Source organism: Lactiplantibacillus sp. DA1 (assembly GCF_032681335.1).
GTDB lineage: Bacteria > Bacillota > Bacilli > Lactobacillales > Lactobacillaceae > Lactiplantibacillus.
In genome coordinates this window covers 229,682-252,896 of sequence record NZ_JAWHTQ010000005.1, presented here as the reverse complement: position 1 = coordinate 252,896, position 23,215 = coordinate 229,682, and the positions used below count along the sequence as shown (strand labels likewise).

Genomic DNA, 23,215 nt, shown 5'->3' with positions numbered 1-23,215 from the left:
GGGGAGCCAAGTGACTAATGTTTCAGGAGGACGCCTTAATGGGAAAAAGAAATACTTTCTCACAACAGGCCGTGGATTACCTGAGGGATTTGGGTGGATGTTCTAATGTTGATGCGATTATTAATTGTGCATCACGTATACGAGTGACTGTTAAGGATATTGAACTTGTTGCAAATAATCGACAATTTATTGCCGATGGTGCAGTTAATGTCGTTCGACATGGCAAAGCAATTCAAGTAATTGTAGGTCTAGACGTCCCCCAGATACTTAGTGTAATGCGACAACTTATATCAGGACTTGATATATATGATGCTGAGTTAGATGAATATGGATTAACCCCCATTGGGGAAAAAGCGACGATGTTGTATGAATGTTTTGGATTAGATGGTAATGTTCAGCAGATTACAGTAAGCAATAGTCAAATTATTGTCCAAGTTAGGGACGTTTCCTGGGTTGATCCGTTTGATATAATGATGCAATTAGGTATTGGTGTAACAGCAGTGAAAACAATTGAGAATAGAATTTTTGTTGATATCGCTGATGCGACTGATATCGCGCGGCAAATGTTGATGATCAATATGTATAAATCGAAAGAATCTATGCGTAATGACAATAATTAAAAAATTAATTAAAATTACGCCACCAATGGCTGGTGTTTATCACGTGATGTGTAGCAATAGCCATTTAGTTATTGTTATGAAATGTACGGGTAGCAGTATATACGCACCGGTTGCTGGAACAATCTTAGACTTTTCAAAAAAAGACCAAGTAATAAAAATTGTGATTGATGATGCAAAATCGGAGTTGTTAATAGAATTTCCGGAAGTGAGATCTGAAATAGAGACCTTCTATGTTAACAAGGGTGAGAGGATTACCCAAGGATTGAAGTTGGCAGAAATGAAAGCGTTAACCGGGAGCTTGATGGTAACAAAGATTGATTTGAACAAAAAGTATCATTACGAGGTCTGCAAGCGACGATTGAAAATTTGAACGGAGGATTTTATAATGTTTAAACTATTTAAGAAAAATAAATTAGAAGCTGTAGTTGCACCTGCCACGGGACAACTAATTAAAATTGATACAGTTCCAGATGATGTATTTTCTCAAAAAATGATGGGTGATGGATTCGCCGTTCAACCAACTCATGATGAAATTTATTCGCCCATTGCGGGGACTGTCTCAACGGTTTTTCCTACTAAACACGCAGTAGGTATTACAACTGATGAAGGACTGGAAGTATTAGTCCATATGGGCCTTGATACAGTTGAGTTAGAAGGAAAGCCCTTCGAAATGGCTGTTCAGAGCGGTGATAAGGTAAAAACGGATACCAAGCTAGCCGATATGCATCTCGATCAAGTCAGGGCTTCTGGGAAGGATACAACCATTGTTGTAGTTTATACAAACATGGATAAAATAAATAAAATGCCGGAGATTGTGCCACAAGCTGTTAGTCATGGTACTGCTGTTGGCGATATTGAGTATGCTAAAGGATAGATGTACTAATATAAATCCTCCAAAAGGCCTCTAGAGTCAAAACTATTCATAATGCTTTGAACTATCAGACATGTCGAATTCTTGACTATCAATCGGCAATGGAGGTTTTTTCAGGTCAGACTTTGATTAGTTAGGCCCTTATTTAAGAAGAGACTGAAAGTGTTGCATTTGATTTGACAATTCAGGATCTTAAATTAACCACCACATGCTAAATATCCTGTCATGTTATGGGTTGCTGTAATTGACCGTCAGTGCATAAAAGCTAAAAGGACGTTGCTTGGACTTGAACCAAGTGACGTCCTTTTAGCTTTGAAATGAATTTTTTATACTAATCCAGAAAAGCGTCTGTATCCTTTCCACAGGATTGGTACTGCTTAATTAGCCCAAGAGACTTGAAAATAGTTTCTTGATAAGCAATTTTAGCATTCCATTCAACGGTTTCTAGAATGCGGGTTGCTTCATGTAGGTCGGTACAAGTAATTAAAACACCATGACTGTTCAGAAGAAAAATGTTCTCCAATGCATCATCACCAAGTGATAATAGGCTTGCATGCACCTGGTCCGCTAGTTCTTGAGAACAAGCTTCTTTATAGGGCAAACATTTGATTTTGCCTAAAGTTTGATTGACGGCAGTGATCTCAGTAACGTTTGGCATATCTTGTCCAATAGTTGCCCAAAACATTGATTCTTCGGCATGTGAATGGTAAACAACCTTGATACCCGGATTGGCTTCATAGGCGCCGATATGCATGTTAATTTCACGAGTTAGGCGGCCGACACCGTCAATTTGTTGTCCAGATTCCAGATCTACGACGAGAATTTGTGCCCCGGATAATTTACCAAACCAAGCTTCGGACATAAAAGTGGGTGTCATGATCAAATACTGATGATCTTTTTTAACATGAACTGATCCGTAATTAATATCCCGTGGTGCGGTAACCTTGACACTAATATTACCACCAGCAACATTAGTGTTCTTCCGGTTGAACATTTCTCTAGCAACCATGGCTAAGTCACACCGTTCTGCTTCGAAAATATAGGCTTCAGTCATTTTAATCCGATCTCCTTACTTTTACTGCTATGGTCTAAGGTGCGTTTCTTGAGACAGTTCTTTTTATATTGTTCACGCTTGGCGTGACGTTTCGTATCAAACTCGCCAAATAAGATATGATTGCCCTTAAAATAAATCGTCTCGCTTATTATCATGACGACAATACATGCGCTGATACTGTTAGTGCTCATAGCTTCAATAAAAAGGACGACGTCAAGGAATAGCAGAATTGACCAGAATAGTTTTTTCTTGAACATTGTTTTTGTTATATTCATGGTTGTCACCGAGAGTTGTTGTGTTTAGATGTATTACTAAAATTCAATCCATCTAAATCGTTCAGACTAACTTTAGTAGCGTTATTGGATGCGCTAGACTTTGACGTGTTACTAAAGTCCATATCATCAAGATCATCGAGACTGCCTGCGGATGTGGTCGTTGTTTCAGATGGCGCTGCGGTTGTTGACGAAGATTGTGCAGATCCTGCTAGTACGTAGCGCTGACTAGGCAATTTGATCTTATTCTGGTCAATATATAGCCAGATGAATCCAAGCAACCATAAAATGGAGATGCCAATTGCCCACCATTCACCAGTAAATGCTTTTGCAAAGAATAGGCGAAAGTCTGGTCCTTCAAAGGTAGACCAAGATAATTGTTGGCCGGCCTGTACTTTGACAGTACCCGTTGATTTTGCCAGATTTGTGATAATCGGTGCAAAGTAAGTGGCACCATAAAGGAAGATTGGTGTGGTAATAATACCAAGCACCAACATCCGCAATAAGTTTGCACCAGTGAGTAATAATGCTGCGACGACGAATGAGAGATTAATAATACCTGCAAATGGTAGTACTGTATTTCCAGGCAATAGCATTGCAAATACGAGCATTACTGGAACCAAGATGACTACTGTGACCCATAATTCATTTCGACCGGCAAGAATTGGCCAGTCCAGTCCAATAAAGACTTCGCGACCGTTAAAGTGTTTCTTCATAAAGTCACTCATTGCATCGGCAATTGGAGAGAGCGCCTGCATAAATAGCTTTGAAATCATTGGGAATAGGGTCATAGCAGTAGCTGCTTGGATTGCCAAGTTTAGGGATTTGGAAACCGAATAGCCAGCGCCGAAGCCCAGCAATACCCCAATGATAGCTCCCATAACAGTATTATCACCAAAGACGCCGATCTTTTTTTGTAAAGCAGCTGAGTCAAATGGTCGATTCATAGCAGGGATGAAGTCTAGTAGTTTGTTGAGTGGTTGTAAAATAACTGCAAATAGTGTGACAAAGTGTGGAACGGTAACGCCAGGCATACCTGTTAGATCTTCAATATGGCGTTGCCACATATCGCCGGCCTTTAGTTCTAAAACAATCTGAATTCCTGCGACGATAAATCCGTAAAAGACATTGTGTGTGAAATAGAGAACCACTACATAAGTAAAAATTTTGTTCCAGACATTCCACATATCGACATTTAAAGTTTTAGTCCATTTGAATGTGAGCATAATAAAGTTTATGGCTAATAATAATGGGAAAAATAGGAAAGCTGATTTGTATGACCAGGTAATGGCTGCCACCCCAGTCCAGCCAGCATCAATAGCATTGAGGCTCAAGTGAAAAATCTTTGACATGGCTTTGGCAGCGGGAGAAATTGAACCCATCATATAATTAACAACTAGAGTCATGCCGCTAAAGGCAACTCCGAGAGTCAAGGCTGCCAGAACGGATTTCTTGAGCTTCAATCCTGCAATAGTGGCAATGATAAACATAATAAGTGGAACAAAGACAGGACCACCAAGATTCAGCACATAATTAACGATTGTTTTTAAAACGTCCATAATCTAACACCTCCTAGTGTTTATCAACGTTTAAGCCTATGATTGCATATTCTTCAGTGCGATAATGATATCGTGATAAGAAGTTTCTGGGCTTTGTCCAGTAAATATTGGTAATCCGTTAACTGAAGCGATTCCGTAACGATCAACGATTGTTTGAATTTCCTCGTTGGGACGGGCAATCCAGACATAAACATCGTAGTTTGCAAGGATGTCTGGTAACTTCTTAAAATCTGTTGCTTCAACTTCAACGCCTGTAATATGATGATCTTCGAAGAAATCGGTAATATGTTTAACGACTAACTCGCTTGAAGCAACTCCGCTCCCACATGCAACGATAATTTTAGCCATAGTAATGCACTCCTTTTGAATTATTTGAACTTTTCAGATAGATAATTGAACATTTCTTTAGTGTCAGTTATTTGACTAAACTGGGTAGTAAAGTCTTTGTCCTGAATTAATGCCATGAATTTTTGTAAAAGAATCAGTTGATCGTCCGACTTTGTAATTCCGAGGAAAAAGAAAGTACTGGCTTGTTCTTCGGTGTTGTAACCCATCTGCAGCATTTGTATCGGAGCTTTAGTTGTCACAACACAAACGAAGGGACTATTAATGTTTTCGGGATCGGCGTGAGGTAATGCGATTGAGATGTAATCATTCACAATTCCAGTTGGAAATTCATCCTCACGCTTATTCAGGGCTGCTTCGTACGAAGACTTGACGTAGCCACGGGTGTTTAATTTTTTAGCAATCTGCTTGTATAAATCAGTGCGACTTTCGGCATCCACGTCTAGAAAAATTAAGTCAGATTTAAGCATATCTTGATAATTCATAAAAATTCCTTCTTTACTTTTGTAAGCGCATACATTATTCTGCATTTTAGAGCTTGTTGCGACTAGTCGTTAAAAAAATAATTTGATTTAAGTCAGTATGCTAATATGTTAGTAATCGATAAAAATATCTCAAAAATAAATCCATATTGCCAAACTAACTTCCATCAACAATCAGTATATGTTGACATTACGGCGTTTTGTATTCAATTCGACGTAACATGAAACTCATTCAATTTTTTCCTGTTTAATTGTTCAGATTAAGGTGAAAAAATTCAGAATTGTTCAAATGGAGGGCAATATGGTAAGTCGAGATGATCGTGTTTTACACATACTTAAGATATTGAACAAACACCCCAGAATTAGTGTGAAAAGACTAATAGAACTAACTGGCGAAAGCGTTTCTACAATGCGACGCGATCTAATTGTTTTGGAACAGTCGGGAAAGGTCAAAAGGACATTTGGAATGGTCTCTTTATTGGAAAATACCAATATTGAATTTGCGTCACCTTTTCGATATCGGACGCATGTCGAAGAGAAAAAGGTAATTTGTCGATTATTAGCAAGAAGGGTTATCAAAGATAATCAAGCACTGTTCATTGATCCGAGTACAACGACGGCGTATTTACCGAATTACTTATCGGAGCGACAAAACGTCAAGGTGATTACCGACAATCTGCAGTTTGCGATTGCTGCTAATCAAATGACAAATTTAAATCTATTCTTAACTGGTGGTTCGTTACGGCCTAATTCCAATTCATTATTGGGTAATCATACAATTCAAGATATTGCGATGTTTAGACCGCAGTTAGCAATTGTTTCTTGTAGCACGTTGGATAATACGGGGGCGTATATTGCAGATATGGATCAGGCAGATGTTAAGATTGCGATGATGAAAAGTGCTCGTGAAAGCATTCTTGTTGCAGACCACACTAAGTTTCAGTCTGTTAATTCTGACTATATTCGGTTAGCCAGCTTTCCTGCCTGGTCAACGATTGTGACTGATAGAGCACCGAAAGATCAGTTTTTAAAACATATGGCGGCACTCGGTGTTAAAGTCATTTACCCGGGGTCTAAATAAATTTAGTGAAATAATAAATATCGGCCATTAGTTTGTATCACTATATAGTGAATACAGACTAATGGCCGATATTTGCGTTATGCTTAGCGATCAGTGCTTGGGAGCGTCTTATAATAATTTTTATACTTCTGATAAAAGAATGTTTTGTTCTTAATTCCGACTTGTTCCATGATTGTAGCGATAGGTAGTGAGGTAGATGCAATTAGCGTGTGGGCTTGAATTAGTCGTTGCCGAGTTAGAACTTCACTAAAAGTTTGGCCAACTTCAGACTTGAAGATGTTACTTAAATAATTTTTATTATAATTATAGCGATTTGCTAATTCCTCCAAGCTTACGGTCTTATACTCTTCGGCGATTGCTTTTAGGACCTTAATGGCTAGCAGACTAGATTTATTTTCTTGATGAGGGCCATTCAAAGGATATTCACGAACCAATTGGACCAGTAAAATTGATAAATAGGATTTAATAATGCTGTTCGAAAAATCACGCTTTAAATAATACTCATCGATGATCCGGTCTAAAGTTTCCTGGACTTCGTTATTACGCTTTTTGGTAAATACGAGGTAGTTCCGCTTATGGTTACTATCTTCAATAACTTGACTGAGCAAAAAGTCATAAAAAATGTTATTGCTTCTACGAAGGTCATTTAACAGGTTAATACTGATGTTTTTGGTTCTGAAAAGAATGTTTATTAACAAATCATTATCACCTAAAGCCTTGATTGAGTGCGTTGATCCTTCATCTAAAAGCAATAAATCACCGGTATTTAGCGTTATCTTCTTATCACCAACAATTTCAGTTGCATGACCTTGTAGCATATAGTTCATTTCCAAAAAAGTATGAGTGTGAGTTGGATAATCTGCATAGCGATTATGACGACTGATATAAATGTCTTTGTTCTTAAAAAAATAATTACTTAGTACGCGTCCATGTTCCTTTAAAGAAAGCTCCTGGTTAATGGCATAGGGTGGCATGTCTTCAACGAAACAGTGAGACGCTTTTTGCTTTTCTTCAATCAACGTTGTTTGCTTTAAAGCGTTCAAAATACGTGTGTTCATTCACAATCCTCCCTGTAAATATGATACTAATGTACCTTTTAAGAGTTATTGTAGCACCTTCATGGTGGCGGTTACAATGTGCTTGTAAATAAATGAAACCGCTTACCAAAAGGAGGGTATTTAAAATGAGTAGTAACCAAAAAGAATCACACGGCTCAACAATTGCCGTATCAATTACTAATTTTTTGGATTCTGGGTCAATTGTTGCTGGTGCAAGTGGTCTAACACTATGGACTAAAGCCTTGGGATTATCAAGCTTTCAGGTTGGACTACTAGGTGCATTGAGTGCCAATGCATTTGGTTCTGCGATCGGGGCTTTGATTGGTGGTCACTTGTCAGATAAATATGGTCGGAAAGTTATCTATACCTATGACATGCTTGTTTATATGCTAGGGACGATTATTGTGGCAGCCTCAGTTAATTTTCCAATGTTATTAGCCGGCTTCCTGATTACTGGGATTGCGGTCGGCGCTGGGGTTCCTGCATCGTGGACTTATATTTCAGAAACGTCAGAATCAACTAATCGGGCGGAGAACATTGGTATTTCACAATTCGCTTGGTCGTTAGGGCCCGCCATTATTTTTGCAGCCGGTGTTGCCTTATCGCCACTAGGTGTCATGGGTAATCGGATCTTATTCATTTTCTTAACAATTGTTGCCTTTATTGCATGGCGTCTTCAAAGTAAATTGGACGAATCACAAGTCTGGGTTGAACAAAAACAACACGAGCGGGCGACTGGTGAGAAGCCACATCCATATCGTGACTTATTCTCAAATGGCATTAACTTAAAGTCATTGCTATTTTTAATTGGTGTTTACATGTTCTGGAATCTAGTTGCCGGTGCAATGGGCTTCTTTATGCCATACGTTTATGAAACTGCTGGTGGGTTAACAAATCTACAGGCCAACTTACTGCAAGCCGTCCTTTGGATCTTTACCGCAGTTGCCACTTATGTTGGCTTTGCTCGCTATGGTGACCGTGCTAATCACCGGATCTTCTTTGCAGTTGGTGCTGCAATGGCCGTTGTTTCTTGGGTTGTCCTGACATTTGCCGGGATGAACTGGACTAGTCTTTGGATTTTCGTTGCTGTCTGGGGAATTTCCGCAGGGATCGGCGCTCAAGCTTGGTACGCACTATGGGCGACTGAATTATTCCCAACTAAGTATCGTGCGGGCTCTCAAGGCGTGATGTTCTTCGTCGTCCGTGGCTCAGCTGGTATTTGGTCAATTATCTTCCCAACTATTCTGACGACGATGGGCTTCAAAGCTGCCGGAACATTTATGATTGGATTATTGTTAGTTTCGTTGATTATCGGGGTTATTTGGACACCTCAGACTCGCGGTAAATCACTGGAACAAATTACAAAGGAACGTTATGGTGACGAATTTGATGAAAGTGACGCCAAAGATAAGCAGACACCGATTAATTCAAATGCTACTGGAGATGTGAAGTAATGAAATCTTATATTGCCGTAGATATTGGCGCTTCTAGCGGGCGTTTAATGCTCGGCCAGCAAAAGCGTGGCCGGCTAACGTTAAAAGAAGTGCATCGTTTCTCCAATGGATTTGCGATGAAGGATGGTCATGATCGCTGGGATGTTGATCATTTAATCTATGAAATCTTTAAAGGTCTCGAAAAAGTTAAACAGATGGGGATTAAGGATGTTGAGTTAGGAATTGATACTTGGGCAGTTGATTATGTACTTGTCGGTGAAGACGGACATAAACTGGAAGATCCGATTAGCTACCGTGATAAGCGGACACATAATGCGATCCAACAGTTAACTAGCGATTTACCTAAAGAGTACATTTACGAGAAGACCGGTATTCAGTTCCAGGATTTTAACACGCTCTATCAATTGTATAAAGAAAATCATGAATTGCTTGCTAAAACGGACAAAGTTATGATGATGCCAGATTATCTCGGATACGTCTTAACTGGTAATGCAGTGACGGAGATCACTAATGCTTCTACAACGCAAATGTTGAATTTACGAGTTGGACTTTTTGATAAGGACTTATTAGGAACAGTTAATGTAACGCAAGATCAATTTCCACGTTTAGTTGAATCGGGATCAATTTTAGGTAACGTCAGCCATAAATGGCACACCAAGTATGATATTCCAGAAGTTGAAGTGGTAACGGTCGCGACCCATGATACTGCTTCGGCCGTAGTAGGCACACCTGGTGAAGGTGATCGGTGGGCATTTCTTAGTTCAGGAACATGGTCACTACTAGGAACTGAGTTAAATGTACCAGAAAATGGATTACAAGCATTTCATGAGAACTATACGAATGAATGGGGTGCATACGGGACTTATCGATTCCTAAAGAACATTATGGGATTGTGGGTTGCCCAATGTGTTCGTCATGAACTAGGTGATCAGTATAGCTTTGGTGAACTGGCTGACTTGGCGCAACAAGTTAAACCATTCCAACAATTTATTGATATCAATGATGAACGCTTTACTAATCCCGAAAATATGATTAAGGAACTCCAGGATTATTGCCGTGAAACAAAGCAGACGATACCGGAAACACCGGGTGAATTATTCCAGGCAATCTATTCTAATTTGTCTTTGTTCTATGCCAATGAATTGAATAAACTTGACCGTATCTTGGGCTACCACATTGATACACTGAATATTGTTGGTGGCGGAAGTAACGTTGCACTGATGAATCAGTTAACGAGTACCCTAGCTAATATCAAGGTGGTGGCAGGTCCGAGTGAGGCTACTGCAATTGGTAATATTGTCGTTCAAATGATTACTAGTGATGAAGTTGACAATATCGGTGCGGGCCGTCGATTGGTTGCTGAATCATGTGACCTAAAGCGTTATCTGCCAGAGACCAATAAGTATGGCGACATTTTAAAAGAGTATCAACGATTTCTAACAAATAAATCTAAGGAGATGGTTTAAATGGTTCGGTTAGGACAAGTGATGTATTTACACAAAGATGCCTACGAAGAATATGCTAAACGGCACGCGGAATTATGGCCAGAGATGAAGACGGCGCTTAAGAAGTATGGTGCAACGAATTATTCAATTTTCTTAAATAAATTAACTGGCCAAACCTTTGCTTACCTTGAGGTTCCAGATGAAGCGACTTACAACAAGATCGCTGAAACTGATATTTGTAAAAAGTGGTGGAAATATATGGAGCCGTTGATGGATACAAATGAGGACAATAGTCCAGTCACGACTGATTTACAAGAAGTCTTTCATTTAGATTAACCTGAATTACTTATTGAATACGAGGAGGAAATACTAATGGTTAAAACTGACGAAGTCGAAAAAGCTTATCAAGTTGCAAAAGAACGTTACGCTGAAATCGGTGTTGATACTGAGAAGGCCATGGAAGCACTAAAGAAGGTCAAGTTGTCTGTTCATTGTTGGCAAGGTGATGATATTCATGGTTTCTTGAACCCTGATCAAGAATTAACTGGTGGGATCGGTGTTTCGGGTGATTATCCAGGTATTGCGCGGACTCCAGATCAATTAACTGGCGACTTGCACGAAGCATTATCGTTAATTCCTGGGAGTCATAAAGTCGCTTTGCATACTTTGTATGCGGTTACAGATAAGAAAAAAGATTTTAACGAAGTTGGTCCGGAAGACTTCAAATATTGGGTAGATTGGGCTAAACAAGAAGGTATTGGCTTAGATATGAATCCAACCTTCTTCTCCCATCCAATGGTTAAGCATAACTTTACGTTAGCTAGTCCCGAAAAGTCAGTACGAGACTACTGGATTGAAGTTGGTAAGAAATCGCGGGAAATCGCAAATTACTTTGGGCAAGAATTAGGCCAACAATCGGTTAATAACTTCTGGATTCCAGATGGTTTTAAAGATAACCCAATTGATAAACAAGCACCACGGGAACGGTTGATTGAGTCCCTAGATGAAGTCTTTGCCAAGAAGTACGATGAAAAGAATACGATCGAAGCTGTCGAAGGTAAGTTGTTCGGTACGGGGATTGAATCTTATACGGTTGGCTCCCATCTGTTCTATAACAACTATGCCATCAGCCGGGGCAAACTCTGGACGATTGATGCTGGGCACTGGCACCCAACGGAAGATGTTTCGGATAAGTTCTCTGCTTTCATGCCGTTTGGCAAGGGATTAATGTTACACGTTTCACGTCCAGTTCGTTGGGACAGTGACCATGTTGTAATCTTTGACGAAGCTTTACAACGGATTACTCGGTCATTGGTCCGTGATAACGAGTTGGAACGGACTAACATCGGTTTAGACTTCTTTGATGCTACGATCAACCGAGTATCTGCATGGGTTATCGGTGCGCGGGCAACGCAAAAAGCCTTATTACAAGCGATGTTAGCACCAATTGATGATTTGAAGAAAGCTGAATTAAGCTACGACTTTACGAAACGGTTGGCGGTTACTGAAGAATTGAAGTCCTTCCCATTTGGCGCTGTTTGGGATGAATTCTGCTTGAAGAACAATACACCAGTAGGAACTGATTGGCTTGATGAAATTCATAATTATGAACAGAAAGTTCAATTCCCTCGGGACAAAAAAGTAGTTACGGAATAACGACGGTTAGCTACAACAAAAATTAACAAGAAAAGGTTGGCAATGATTATGACAGACTTTATTGATTCACCATATGTACGTGATATGGCACAAACAACGGAAAATTTATATCGACATGGCTGGGACGAACGGAATGGCGGCAACGTGAGTCTACGACTGACTAAAGAGGAAGTTGAAGCCTATGCTGGTACGGATAAAGTTTTACGTCAGATTCCAATTAAATTTGATGCCAGTGAATTAGCGGGCAAGTATTACTTAGTTACGGGAACTGGCCGGTACTTTAAGAATATGGTCGAATTTCCAGAACGCGACATGGGCTTGATTCGAATCAGCGAAGTCGGCAACAGTGTTGATTTAATGTGGGGCTTCAATGATGGTGGTGAACCGACTAGCGAATTTCCATCACACTTAATGAGCCACATTGCTCGGTTGAAGCAAGATCCTGATCAACGGGTTATCATGCATTGCCACCCAACTAACTTGGTTGCAATGACCTTTACGATTCCGTTGTCATCTAAGCGGTTCAGTCGGACGCTATGGAAGATGCATCCAGAATCAATCGTTGTCTTCCCAGAAGGCGTAGGCGTTATCCCATATATGTGCCCAGGAACTAATGAAATCGGTGAAAAGACGGCTGCTAAGATGGCCGACTACCGGGTAGTTGTATGGCCACACCATGGCGTCTTCGCAGCTGGTGACTCTCTAGATGAAACTTATGGGTTAGTTGAAACAGTTGAAAAGTCAGCATTAATCTACACGACGATTCGTGCACAAGGTGGAGAAGTCTTGCAATCGTTGACCGACAAAGATTTCCGTGACTTAATCAAGCGTTTTGACTTGAAAGCCAATGAAGACTTCTTAACACCAGATGCAGTCGGAGCAACGGTTGACTAAGTTTGGCCTGAGAAGAGGGTTATCATGGCAGTTACCAAGTTAGTGATGCCCAATCATGATTGGCTAAAACGATGGTTATTTCTCGGATTATCACTCCTAATTAATTCGATTGGTCATGCATTAACCGTTGTTATGAATTTGGGCAGTGCGGTATGGACAGCTTCAGCAGTAAATCTGTATCATCTATGGCCACTAAGCTTGCGAGCGACATTGTTTACTTGTGGTGTGCTGGTGGTTGTTATAAATGCTATCTTGATTCGCCAAGTCATTTGGCATCGTGTCCTTAGTAATTTATTATTCACTTTACCGTTCAGTTTCTTAATTCAGTGGTTTACCAACTTGATTCAGCGGAGTGGGGTTACTGAGTTACCGCTAGAACTGCGAATTGTCATCGACGTGTTTGGTGTGCTATGTGTTGCGTTAGCGACATCAATTTATCAACGCACAAACCTAGTTTTACACCCGAATGATGACTTTATGCAGATCATAAGATTTCGCTATGTCCGTGGTAATGCCACGGTTGCACAAATGATTCACTATATACCGCCTGTGATTATTATGATGATTACTTTTAGCATTGGTGGGCATCTGTGGGCTGTCAATGTTGGAACAGTTATTTGTTTGTTCTTTCAAGGAACGTTCATTGGCTTTTTCGATAAACATGTTTTTCTTAATTTAAAGCACTATGGATTAGATACGATTCAGCGTGATTGATTATCAAATGGGGACCTAAAGCTCTTTACAGGAGTTCTAGATCTCTTTTTGTATCATTTTTAAAATTAACGGGGTGTGAAGATGCAAAACGAACGACAAGATCTAGACAAGCGACTTCAAAACGCCGTATTTGGGATGCCTTTATTAAGGCCGGATGAGCAACATCGGTGTTTAGGAACTTTTTATGAACGAATTGAATTACGAATTTCATTTGCTGAGGCACTGAGATACGATTGTGTGAGTATCTTGCAGGAGCTTTGGAAAGTTAATACAAACTATCAACTGTTAATAAACGGGCAACTTGATATGGATATCATGGGACAGTATATACAATCCGCAAATCAATATGGTGTGATGTTTGCAATCAAAACTAGCCAATATTATCTTACCGGTTCAAATAATGCAGCAGTGATCTTATGCGCGGACCATGCGTTAGATCGAGCGGTTGTAGATGTGCTAGAACGGTATCCAAAATTGAAATAGCTGGTAGCGGTGTAACTGACAAACTTAATTAATAAAGTTCTCAATAGATGGAGCAACGTAGCACGTGTGGACAGTACAATGCTAAAGTGAAAAAGTACAACGATTACTAAAATTGTCTTAAAAAGCAAATTGTGAGACACTAATATTTAATAGCTATGTAAATACAATTCTATGGATTGTGGCTGGTGTATAGCGCTTGTTAGGGATTACTCGGTCGTAGTTAATTATAATCTGGAAATTTATTAGCATTTGAATGTAAACGGTTACCGTGCTAATATTCATTTATTAAGTAGTGCAAAATTAAATTGTACATGAAATGGGGGCTTTATTATGGTTATGAAACAAACAAAACAACAGAACATACTAGCAGGTGCAGCCGTTATCAAGGTTCTGGAAGCTTGGGGTGTCGATCATTTATATGGTATTCCTGGTGGATCCATTAATTCGATTATGGATGCGTTATCGGCTGAAAAAGATCAGATCCATTATATTCAAGTGCGGCATGAAGAAGTTGGCGCCATGGCGGCTGCGGCTGATGCCAAGCTAACGGGCAAGATTGGAGTTTGCTTCGGTTCGGCAGGACCTGGAGGCACTCATCTTATGAATGGATTATATGATGCTCGCGAAGACCATGTACCAGTGTTAGCGCTCATTGGTCAATTTGGAACTACTGGCATGAATATGGATACGTTCCAAGAAATGAATGAAAATCCAATTTATGCAGATGTGGCCGATTATAATGTTACAGCCGTTAATGCTGCCACCTTACCACATGTTATTGATGAAGCGATTCGACGGGCGTATGCACATCAAGGCGTGGCAGTCGTTCAAATTCCGGTGGACTTGCCGTGGCAAGAAATTGAAGCTGAGGATTGGTATGATTCAGCTAATAGTTATCAAACGCCATTGTTGCCAGAGCCTGCCCCACAGGCAATTACAGAATTAACGCAAATCCTACTAGCAGCGGAGCGACCATTAATTTATTACGGTATTGGTGCACGTAAAGCTAGTCAGGAATTAGAAAAATTAAGTCGAATGTTAAAGATTCCACTAATGAGTACGTATCCAGCAAAAGGCATCGTCCCTGATAATTATCCAGCTTATCTTGGTTCTGCCAATCGGGTGGCCCAGAAGCCAGCAAATGAGGCGTTGGCACAAGCTGATGTTGTCTTGTTCGTTGGTAATAACTATCCGTTTGCAGAAGTCTCCAAGGCGTTTAAAAATACGCGCCATTTCTTACAAATTGATATTGATCCAGCAAAGTTAGGTAAACGGCATAAAACAGATGTTGCAGTGCTCGCTGATGCGCAAAAGACGTTGACCGCAATTTTAGCGCAGGTATCGGAGCGGGAAGTGACGCCTTGGTGGCAAGCTAATTTGGCTAATGTTAAAAATTGGCGTGCTTACCTCACTGCATTGGAAGATAAGCAGCAGGGACCGCTACAAGCCTATCAAGTACTACGTGCGGTTAATCAGATAGCTGAGCCTGATGCCATTTTTTCAATTGATGTCGGGGATATTAATCTGAATGCAAACCGGCATTTGAAATTAACAGATGCTAATCGGCATATTACGTCGAACCTATTTGCAACGATGGGAGTAGGTATTCCGGGTGCGATCGCTGCTAAGCTCAATTATCCTGATCGACAGGTATTTAATCTCGCCGGTGATGGTGGTGCTTCAATGACGATGCAAGATTTAGCAACGCAGGTTCAATACCATTTACCAGTGATTAATGTGGTCTTCACTAATTGTCAGTATGGATTTATTAAAGACGAGCAGGAAGACACTAACAAAAATGATTTTATTGGCGTTGAATTTAATGACATCGATTTTAGCAAAATTGCGGATGGGGTTCATATGAAGGCCTTTCGTATTAATAAAATTGAGCAATTGCCTGAGGTGTTTGAACAAGCGAAGCTGATTGCTCAGCATGAACCGGTACTGATTGATGCCGTGATTACAGGTGATCGCCCATTGCCTGCTGAAAATCTGCACTTAGATTCAGCAACGAGTTCATCGGCTGAAATTGAGACGTTTAAGCAGCGCTATGAAGCTCAGGATCTCCAGCCATTTTCAAGATATTTAAAACAATTTGATTTAGTTGATTTGCGTCATCAAATTGGTCAAGGTGGTTTTTAGCGGCCGCCACTTGGAGAAATGAGCAAATAAGTTAAAATGGTGTACTTTGGCCGTCAAGTCAGTTAGTAAATGCTGGCTTACGATTATTTACAACGGTTATCTGGCGATTAGGGAATAAAATATTACCCCTAATCGCTTTTATATTCGCTAAAGATGTGCTAAAATTGGTAACAATAAAATGAACATAGGAGGTGTTCAGGTGGCTAATACGCAACTGAGTGATGCGACGCATATTATGGCATATATCGCGTTACATACTGATGATCAACTAAAAAGTGAACACATTGCTAGTAGTCTAAATACAGATCCTACGATGGTTCGGAGAATGATGAGCAAGTTAAGAAAAGCAGGCTTGCTAACTTCCGTGCGTGGTGTTGCTAGGCCAACACTAGCTTGTTCACCCAATGATATTACATTGAAAGATATCTACGTCGCAGTAGTAGCTAAGCGTGATTTTTTGAATGTGGATCACAATACCTCAGAGACTTGTCCGGTAGGGTCAGTAATTCCGCGGGTGATGGAAAAATACTACTGTGATATTCAAAATAGTGCTGAGGCTCGCATGTCACGAGTGACGCTCCAAGATATTATTGATGACATCAGTGCAATTCAACAACAGGTCTAATTACAAATAAAAACTTGACAAGGTTCAAGTTTTTATTTAGGATAATGATGTGCTAAAAAAAGTAACAACAAAAAAGAGGTAATGGAAATGACTAAAATTAAAGCAGGACAAGCATTGGCACAAGTACTAGTTGACTGGAAGATTGATCATATCTATGGGATTACAGCTGATTCGATTAATAATACAGTTGATGGTTTTTACCAAGAAAAAGAGCACTTGAACTATATTCAAGTGCGTCATGAAGAGGTAGGGGCTTTAGCTGCTGCTGCAGATGCAAAGTTAACTGGGACGATTGGGGTTAGTTTTGGTTCAGCAGGACCTGGCGCTGTTCATCTTTTAAACGGCTTATACGACGCTAAAATGGATCATGTACCAGTGCTAGCTTTAGTTGGTCAATCGGCAACATCCATTATGAATACCAACTTCTTTCAAGAAATGAATCAAGATCCAATTTTTGCAGACGTGGCTGAATTTCATAAACAGGTGACAACTGCTGAACAGATTCCATACGTGGTTGATGAGGCGATTCGATCGGCATACGCGACCCATTCAGTTTCTGTTGTAATCATTCCAGACGATTTATCTGGTCAAGATATTGAATTTGAGGGCTTTAAAACGGCTTCGCTTAAAGGTAGTCAACAGGTTGTGATGCCAAAGGCCGAAGATGTTCAGCAAACAATATCGGCTTTGAAAGCTGCTAAACAGCCTGTTTTGTGGATTGGCAAAGGTGCGTATAACGCTCGTCGAGAAGTTGTAGCAGTGTCTGAAAAATTCAGTTTGCCAGTCTTGTCAACGGCTCCGGCAACCGGGATTATGCCAACTGATCATCCTAATTTTATGGGTTCGCGCGGTCGGTTGGGAACTAAACCAGCCTTTGAAGTCTCGCAAGCGGCCGATTTAGTTTTATTTGTCGGAACTAATTTTCCATTTGCGCGTTATTTACCACAAGGAATTAAATTTATTCAAGTTAATAATAATTTGGCGGATTTAGGTAAGCAACACGATGCTGACATTACTGTTCTTGCTGACGCCAAACAGTTTTTCAAAGCACTACTTCAATCTGAGGTGACGGTTGAGTCAACTAAGTTTTTAGAAGCGGCTCAGCGAGATAAGCAAAACTGGGATCGGTGGTTAAAGGCAATTGCTGCCGATGATCAAGATGGTTTGACGGCTGAAGGGGTACTAGAAGCAATCAAGGAAAATACTAGTGATGATGCTGTCTTTGGCCTTGATGTTGGCAACAATACGGAATGGGCAATTCGACAGTTACCATTGAATAAGCAACAGACTTTTACCATGTCAGCTTGGTATGGAACGATGGGCTTCGGCTTGCCAGCAGGTTTAGCGGCAAAATTAGATTATCCAGATAAGCAAGTTTGGAGTATTTCGGGTGATGGCGGTTATGCAATGGTGATGCCTGACTTATTAACTGAGGTTAAATATCATTTGCCCGTTATTAATGTTGTTTTGGAAAATAAAGTATTGGGCTTCATCCAACATGAAAAATTATTAGCCAACCAAGCACCTTATGGAATTGACTTAATTGGGGCTGATTGGGCTAAGATGGCCGAAAATATGGGTGCAATTGGGTTCAAAGTAACTAGCCTTAAGGAGCTTAATGCTGCCTTTCAAAAAATCACACAATTACAGCAAGCGGGAAATCAATTGCCAATTGTGATTGATGCCAAGATTAAAAATGTTGACCCAATTGATACTAGTTTTGTTCCAGTAGATCCAGCCAGTTTTGATGCAGATACGATTGCTAAGTATCGTGAGCGATATGGGATTGATGAAACAGATCAACCAGCACTTAGTCAATTATTAGGTGAATTATAAAGGAATTATGAAAAGGAGACTGATATTATGACAGTTATTAATGGCTATGAACAGAGTGATCGTGAACAAAAGTTGGCAATCTTAAATCTACCATCATTGGAAGCAGCTGCTAAAAAAATTATTCCGACTGGTGGCTTTGGCTACATTAGTGGTGGCTCGGAAGACGAATGGACTTTAAAGCAGAACACAGCAGCTTTTAACCATGTTCAAATTGTACCTAGGGCGTTGACGGATATGGAAAAACCAAGTACTCAAACGCAAGTATTTGGTATAGATCTCAAAACGCCTATTATGATGGCTCCAGCGGCTGCTCAAGGACTAGCCCATGCTCGTGGTGAAGCAGCAACCGCTGAAGGTATGGCGCAAGTGGGCGCACTTATGGCTCAGAGTACCTATTCTTCAACGTCAATTGCGGACACCGCTGCGGCTGGTAAAGGCGCACCACAATTCTTCCAGTTATATATGAGTAAGGATTGGGATTTTAATCAAAGTTTGCTTGATGAAGCAGTGAAAGCTGGTGCTAAGGCTATCATTTTGACCGTTGACGCAACGGTTGACGGTTATCGTGAAGCAGATATTATTAATAATTTTCAGTTTCCTATTCCAATGGCTAACTTGACTAAGTTTAGCGAAGGGGATGGTAAGGGGAAAGGAATCATGGAAATTTATGCTGCTGCGGCTCAAAAAATCAGTCTGGCTGATGTTCGGCGTATTACAGAATATACAAATTTACCAGTTATCGTGAAGGGGATTCAGTCACCAGAAGATGCTTTATTAGCAATCGGAGCTGGCGCCCAAGGAATCTATGTTTCCAACCACGGTGGCCGTCAATTAAACGGTGGCCCTGCTTCCTTCGATGTTCTACATGCTATTGCGCAAGCCGTAAGCGGACGCGTACCAATCATTTTTGATAGCGGTGTTCGGCGTGGTTCCCACGTCTTTAAAGCATTGGCGAATGGTGCAGACTTAGTTGCACTAGCTCGGCCCGTTATTTATGGTTTAGCATTAGGTGGTGCGCAAGGTGTTGCTTCCGTCGTAAGTCACCTTAATGAAGAACTACTAGTCGATATGCAGTTAGCAGGAACTAAGACGATTGAAGATGTCAAGCATGCCAAATTACTCAGAAAATAAGAGCAACGTTAAATATAATGGATGAAGTAAAATTGACTTGTTCATTATAATAAGTCGTTGGCACCGGGACCAGTGGAGTAAATTCTGCCGTGACCGGTGTTTTTGTCGTCATGTTATGGCTGCTTTACTTAAGCATCAGTGAAAAAATAACGGATTATTTACAGATTGAATTTTATGAAGGGTTAGGTTTGGAATCAGAATGACTAGTGAACTGTCTTAAAACGTTAAAAAAGCATCTTAAAGTGCTGGAGCCTTGTTTTTTAGTCGTAAAACGGTTACTTAGATGTAACTAGCATATAGTATACTGTACACATGCGCATGTATGTGCATGCCAGTTGCTCTTAGAAGGCTGAGTGTTTCATGAACTTGTTGTGGCTTGCTTCTTTGTTAAACTTTAAAGTTTTCGTAGGCAAGGGATATTTAGAGAACGATTTTTGATTATTGGCCAACAGTGCTTAATATGGTTGAGCTGAATATGAATACTAGTTATTTGGTCTTCACCGAATGACTGACTCCTTGATGTGGACTACGCCGTCAACAATAATAATATCCAACACATAGATTAACTAAATGAACAGATCTAAATTCCTTGAATGGGAGACTTTAATTTGAGTATTGAGAATAATTATTGTAAATTACAACAAGCTCATGATAAAAAGTGCCGAGTGCTATTACGTTTTCATAAAACGAATGGACAGATAACTGAAATGATTGGTTATGTTACCGCGGTGGTACCAAAAGCAATTGCATTTCTGGCAATTACTGGTAATCGTCACCTTATTCAACTCGATCAAGTCATTGAAGTGAATTTGCAGTCGGGAGACCGGCGTTACGTAGTGTGATATTCGAGGGCTTATTGTCGGAATAAGAAATTGGTAATTGTTTAATCTGTCATTTGAGTTAAAGTAACAGCTATCTTTTCTGATAACAACACATCACAGCACTTAAAATGACAGCCACTTAAACCGAAATTGGTTTAGGAAACAACTGGTGGTTCAAATTATGTATCAAGGGCTATTAAATAGGGAACCTTGTGGAGAAATCAACTCATTTTATGGGATTGGTTTCTCTTTTGTTTTAGTTCAAGCGTAGTTAATTAGGTCGCTGAGCACTTCACTTAACGGTGTATAAAAATCGTGATACGATTTGTTTGTAATCTGGAAAGATTATTGTAGTTGTTAAGACATGATTTGTACTCGTGAATTTTATGGGGGTGTTGTAATATGGCAAATTTCTACGGAAATGATCCTTTTTTCAACAATGATATGGATGATGTTTTTAATCAATTGTTTCAGCGCATGGATAATTCGAATTCGGCGCATGCTCGGTATCTAGTTAATGGCCAATCGCTGACGCCTGATGAATTTGCTCAATATAGAGCAACTGGTAAATTACCGCAAAGCAATAAAACCATTGAAGTATCTAAAGATGGGCAACAAGCTGTCAAAAAGGGTGGTATTTTAGAAAAATTAGGTACCAATTTGACGGAGCAAGCTCGTGATGGTTTGTTAGATCCGGTGATTGGGCGTGAGAATGAAATTCAAGAAACGGCTGAAATTTTAAGTCGTAGAACGAAGAATAACCCGATTCTAGTTGGTGATGCAGGTGTAGGAAAGACTGCGGTTGTGGAAGGGTTAGCACAAGCAATTGTGGCCGGCAAAGTTCCAGAAACGATTCAAGATAAAGAAATCTATTCAATTGACTTGTCTTCTTTGGAAGCAGGTACTCAATACCGTGGCTCTTTTGAAGGAAATATTAAACAATTAATAAAAGAAGTTAGAGCAGCTGGCAATATCATTTTATTCTTTGATGAGATTCACCAGATCATTGGTGCGGGTGCTACCGGTGGTGAGGATGGTGGCAAAGGGCTGGCTGATATTATTAAACCGGCCTTATCGCGGGGAGAATTGACTGTGATTGGTGCGACGACTCAAGATGAATATCGTAATACGATCTTGAAGAATGCGGCTTTAGCACGGCGCTTCAATGACGTTGTTATTAATGAACCAACAGCTTCAGATACGTTACGTATCTTACAAGGAGTTAAAAAGTTGTATGAAAAACATCATCATGTTGTATTGCCAGATGATGTTTTAAAGGCAGCCGTAGACTATTCGATTCAATACATTCCACAGCGAACTTTACCGGATAAGGCTATTGATTTAATCGACATGACTGCGGCTCACTTAGCAGCTCGGAATTCACAAACTGATGTTGAGACATTGGATCAACGCGTTAAAAAATTAGAAGCAGCCAAAGAAAACGCTGTTAAAGAGGAGAACTTTACCAAGGCTGCTGATATTAAGAAATCTATTGAAGATACCAAACAAAAGATTAAAAAAACGGATCAAAAAGAGAAAGTTATTGCCACGATTGATGACGTAGCACAGTCAGTTGAGCGCTTAACTGGGATACCAGTTGCTGATATGGGTGCTAATGATATTGAACGCTTAAAAAGTCTTGATAAGCGTCTAAAAAGTAAGGTAATTGGTCAGGATGAAGCGGTCGAAATGGTGGCAAAGGCAATTCGACGTAATCGCGCGGGCTTTTCAGAGGGTGATCAACCGATTGGAAGTTTCCTATTTGTGGGTCCGACTGGTGTAGGAAAAACTGAGTTGGCTAAACAATTAGCACTAGATATGTTTGGCAATAAAAATGCGATTATTCGTCTAGATATGAGTGAGTATGCTGATCGTACTGCTGTATCGAAATTAATTGGGACCTCAGCCGGATATGTGGGCTACGAAGATAATGCTAACACGTTGACTGAACGTGTTCGGCGCAATCCGTATTCCATTGTGTTATTGGATGAAATTGAAAAAGCAGATCCACAAGTACTAACATTGCTGCTACAGGTGATGGATGACGGTCGTTTAACGGATGGGCAAGGCAACGTTATTAATTTCAAAAATACGATTATTATCGCTACTTCTAATGCTGGCTTTGGTAATGAAGCATTAAGTGGTGACAAGCAACGGGATCAGTCATTAATGGATAAGTTAGCACCATTTTTCCGCCCAGAATTTCTGAACCGTTTTAATGGAATCGTAGAATTTTCACATCTGACTAAGCAAGACTTAAGTCAAATTGTCGATTTGATGTTGGCAGATGTCCAAAAAACGTTAGCCAAAAAATCCATCAAACTAGAGGTAACTAAAACGGCCAAAGATTGGCTGATGGAACAAGGCTATGATGAAGCAATGGGAGCCCGGCCGTTACGGCGAGTAATTGAACAGCAAATTCGTGATAAGGTGACAGATTTCTACCTTGACCACTTAGATGTCAAAAACTTGAAGGCTGATTTAGTGGATGCTGAGATTGTGATATCGGCAGCTTAGCCTGGATAGTGTGCATAATTAATTTAAATAGTAGGGGGATTTATTGGTTCTAATAAATCTCCTTTTTATATTTATTATTAGATCTCATTCTATTAATTAAGTAATTTGTTCCGTAGCATTGGACAATGATTATTATAAAAACATTCTAGATTAGA

22 protein-coding genes are annotated in these 23,215 nt (G+C 40.1%); 17 read left to right on the top strand and 5 right to left on the bottom strand.

Translation table 11 applies throughout. The features are described from left to right. The first annotated feature begins 38 nt into the window (after positions 1 to 38). Genes RXV91_RS09750 through RXV91_RS09740 form a run of 3 tightly spaced genes read left to right on the top strand, consistent with a single transcriptional unit; the run spans position 39 to position 1,494 of the window. Positions 39 to 620: a PTS transporter subunit EIIB gene (locus RXV91_RS09750; RefSeq protein WP_316439704.1), complete on the top strand. Its 582-nt coding sequence runs from the start codon at positions 39 to 41 to the stop codon at positions 618 to 620. Beyond that, positions 607 to 990: a hypothetical protein gene (locus RXV91_RS09745; protein WP_316439703.1), complete on the top strand. Its 384-nt coding sequence runs from the start codon at positions 607 to 609 to the stop codon at positions 988 to 990. Before RXV91_RS09750 ends, RXV91_RS09745 begins: the two co-directional genes overlap by 14 nt. 15 nt (positions 991 to 1,005) lie before the next feature. Beyond that, positions 1,006 to 1,494 (top strand): PTS glucose transporter subunit IIA, encoded by a 489-nt coding sequence (locus RXV91_RS09740; RefSeq protein WP_316439702.1) that lies wholly within the window; start codon positions 1,006 to 1,008, stop codon positions 1,492 to 1,494. Between the two features lie 328 nt (positions 1,495 to 1,822). On the opposite strand, the gene RXV91_RS09735 is transcribed toward RXV91_RS09740, so the two are convergent. The 4 genes from RXV91_RS09735 to RXV91_RS09720 form a co-directional block, all read right to left on the bottom strand. Then, positions 1,823 to 2,545, bottom strand: coding sequence for a class II aldolase/adducin family protein (locus tag RXV91_RS09735; RefSeq protein ID WP_128531414.1), 723 nt, complete (start codon positions 2,543 to 2,545; stop codon positions 1,823 to 1,825). Between the two features lie 280 nt (positions 2,546 to 2,825). After that, positions 2,826 to 4,376, bottom strand: a complete 1,551-nt coding sequence (locus RXV91_RS09730) for a PTS transporter subunit IIC (RefSeq protein ID WP_316439701.1) — start codon at positions 4,374 to 4,376, stop codon at positions 2,826 to 2,828. A 36-nt stretch (positions 4,377 to 4,412) separates the two neighbouring features. Next, positions 4,413 to 4,724: a PTS sugar transporter subunit IIB gene (locus RXV91_RS09725; RefSeq protein WP_316439700.1), complete on the bottom strand. Its 312-nt coding sequence runs from the start codon at positions 4,722 to 4,724 to the stop codon at positions 4,413 to 4,415. Between the two features lie 20 nt (positions 4,725 to 4,744). Beyond that, on the bottom strand, positions 4,745 to 5,206 hold the full coding sequence (locus RXV91_RS09720) for a PTS sugar transporter subunit IIA (RefSeq protein WP_316439699.1): 462 nt from the start codon (positions 5,204 to 5,206) through the stop codon (positions 4,745 to 4,747). Between the two features lie 286 nt (positions 5,207 to 5,492). Here RXV91_RS09720 and RXV91_RS09715 point away from each other — a divergent pair, with 286 nt between their 5' ends. Further along, entirely contained in the window at positions 5,493 to 6,284 is a 792-nt protein-coding gene (locus tag RXV91_RS09715) for a DeoR/GlpR family DNA-binding transcription regulator (RefSeq protein ID WP_223843862.1), read from the top strand. An 83-nt stretch (positions 6,285 to 6,367) separates the two neighbouring features. Here RXV91_RS09715 and RXV91_RS09710 read toward each other — a convergent pair whose 3' ends face one another. Then, positions 6,368 to 7,342, bottom strand: a complete 975-nt coding sequence (locus RXV91_RS09710) for a helix-turn-helix domain-containing protein (RefSeq protein WP_316439698.1) — start codon at positions 7,340 to 7,342, stop codon at positions 6,368 to 6,370. Positions 7,343 to 7,467: 125 nt separating this feature from the next. Here RXV91_RS09710 and RXV91_RS09705 point away from each other — a divergent pair, with 125 nt between their 5' ends. The 13 genes from RXV91_RS09705 to RXV91_RS09645 all read left to right on the top strand — a co-directional run bounded on the left by RXV91_RS09705 (position 7,468) and on the right by RXV91_RS09645 (position 23,060). Next, the gene (locus RXV91_RS09705; RefSeq protein ID WP_316439697.1) at positions 7,468 to 8,796 is read left to right on the top strand and encodes an MFS transporter; all 1,329 of its coding nucleotides are present in this window, start codon (positions 7,468 to 7,470) and stop codon (positions 8,794 to 8,796) included. Continuing rightward, complete coding sequence (gene rhaB / locus RXV91_RS09700; protein WP_316439696.1) at positions 8,796 to 10,262, top strand: rhamnulokinase; 1,467 nt, start codon at positions 8,796 to 8,798, stop codon at positions 10,260 to 10,262. Before RXV91_RS09705 ends, rhaB begins: the two co-directional genes overlap by 1 nt. After that, the gene (gene rhaM / locus RXV91_RS09695) at positions 10,263 to 10,577 is read left to right on the top strand and encodes an L-rhamnose mutarotase (protein WP_053267320.1); all 315 of its coding nucleotides are present in this window, start codon (positions 10,263 to 10,265) and stop codon (positions 10,575 to 10,577) included. A gap of 36 nt (positions 10,578 to 10,613) precedes the next feature. Further along, the gene (locus RXV91_RS09690) at positions 10,614 to 11,897 is read left to right on the top strand and encodes an L-rhamnose isomerase (protein ID WP_316439695.1); all 1,284 of its coding nucleotides are present in this window, start codon (positions 10,614 to 10,616) and stop codon (positions 11,895 to 11,897) included. Between the two features lie 42 nt (positions 11,898 to 11,939). After that, positions 11,940 to 12,791 carry a rhamnulose-1-phosphate aldolase gene (gene rhaD, locus RXV91_RS09685; protein ID WP_021729905.1) on the top strand — a complete coding sequence of 284 codons (852 nt, stop codon included), beginning with the start codon at positions 11,940 to 11,942 and terminating at the stop codon, positions 12,789 to 12,791. Between the two features lie 24 nt (positions 12,792 to 12,815). Further along, positions 12,816 to 13,505, top strand: a complete 690-nt coding sequence (locus tag RXV91_RS09680) for a DUF6198 family protein (protein ID WP_316439694.1) — start codon at positions 12,816 to 12,818, stop codon at positions 13,503 to 13,505. Positions 13,506 to 13,586: 81 nt separating this feature from the next. Continuing rightward, positions 13,587 to 13,988 (top strand): YueI family protein, encoded by a 402-nt coding sequence (locus RXV91_RS09675; RefSeq protein ID WP_316439693.1) that lies wholly within the window; start codon positions 13,587 to 13,589, stop codon positions 13,986 to 13,988. A gap of 330 nt (positions 13,989 to 14,318) precedes the next feature. Then, positions 14,319 to 16,130 (top strand): pyruvate oxidase, encoded by a 1,812-nt coding sequence (spxB, locus tag RXV91_RS09670; protein ID WP_316439692.1) that lies wholly within the window; start codon positions 14,319 to 14,321, stop codon positions 16,128 to 16,130. A gap of 199 nt (positions 16,131 to 16,329) precedes the next feature. Beyond that, positions 16,330 to 16,755, top strand: a complete 426-nt coding sequence (locus RXV91_RS09665; protein ID WP_316439691.1) for an Rrf2 family transcriptional regulator — start codon at positions 16,330 to 16,332, stop codon at positions 16,753 to 16,755. An 81-nt stretch (positions 16,756 to 16,836) separates the two neighbouring features. Beyond that, positions 16,837 to 18,591, top strand: a complete 1,755-nt coding sequence (gene spxB / locus RXV91_RS09660; protein ID WP_316439690.1) for a pyruvate oxidase — start codon at positions 16,837 to 16,839, stop codon at positions 18,589 to 18,591. A gap of 27 nt (positions 18,592 to 18,618) precedes the next feature. Beyond that, positions 18,619 to 19,722 (top strand): lactate oxidase, encoded by a 1,104-nt coding sequence (locus RXV91_RS09655; protein ID WP_316439689.1) that lies wholly within the window; start codon positions 18,619 to 18,621, stop codon positions 19,720 to 19,722. Between the two features lie 593 nt (positions 19,723 to 20,315). Then, complete coding sequence (locus RXV91_RS09650; protein WP_316439688.1) at positions 20,316 to 20,564, top strand: hypothetical protein; 249 nt, start codon at positions 20,316 to 20,318, stop codon at positions 20,562 to 20,564. A gap of 381 nt (positions 20,565 to 20,945) precedes the next feature. Then, positions 20,946 to 23,060, top strand: coding sequence for an ATP-dependent Clp protease ATP-binding subunit (locus RXV91_RS09645; RefSeq protein WP_316439687.1), 2,115 nt, complete (start codon positions 20,946 to 20,948; stop codon positions 23,058 to 23,060). Positions 23,061 to 23,215 lie beyond the last annotated feature (155 nt).